The 789-nt window shown below is 33.6% G+C and carries 1 protein-coding gene; it reads left to right on the top strand.

The features are described 5' to 3' along the window. A partial coding sequence (locus tag AC1DTM_RS29750) for a DUF1836 domain-containing protein (protein ID WP_477001618.1) occupies nucleotides 1–654 on the top strand: 654 nt, incomplete at its 5' end. Nucleotides 655–789: the final 135 nt, after the last annotated feature.

Genomic DNA, 789 nt, shown 5'->3' with positions numbered 1-789 from the left:
CATAAAAAAGATATTGAAAGCGGACAAAGCGTTACAGCTTTTATTACAACCGCACTTTCACCTATTTTTGAAAAATTAATTAAAATCGATGATACGGATGTCGGTTTTTCTTTAAATGAAATAGTTGCGCTTGGTAATCAGATTGAAAACACAAGTTTCTCTGTAACTGCTATGCAAAACTGGGTGAAACGAGATATAAAAGAAATGATTGGCTCCCCTCAAAAAGGGAAGAAATACTCAATCGAACAAGCAGCCTTACTATTCATCGTCGAAGATTTAAAAACAGCACTTGATTTTGAATCTATTCGTAAACTATTACGACTCATCGTAAATGACCCGGCCGATCGAAGTGATGATTTAATTAACCCTGTTCATTTATATGTAGCTTATTCTTCTTTATTTGAAGAACTGAATCAAGGGAACTGCTTACAACTAAATGCAACAGATACCATTCATACGATCGAAAATATTGTAAAAGAAAAAGCTGATAAAATTGCAAGCAAGTTTGATCAAATTAATAACGAACAACGCGAAGCAATTCGTAACGCTATTATTATCGCTACCCTATCTGTTCATACCGCATATGTACAAATGTTAGCGAAGCGTTATGTTTCAGCAACATTGTTTTTACAAAATTTAGATGTGAAACCGTAAAAAGAGGAGCCATAGTTTAGGCTCCTCTTTTTGTATTTATAAAAGATAGTATATGAAATATCGATGTTGCAACTAGGAATAGCAAACCCTCCTCCCTATTTTTACCACATAGAAAATGAGGATTTTTTAATACTC

This window comes from Bacillus sp. P4_D3 (assembly GCF_056401855.1).
The sequence above is the reverse complement of the archived record's forward strand: the minus strand, read 5'-3'. Positions and strand labels throughout refer to the sequence as shown.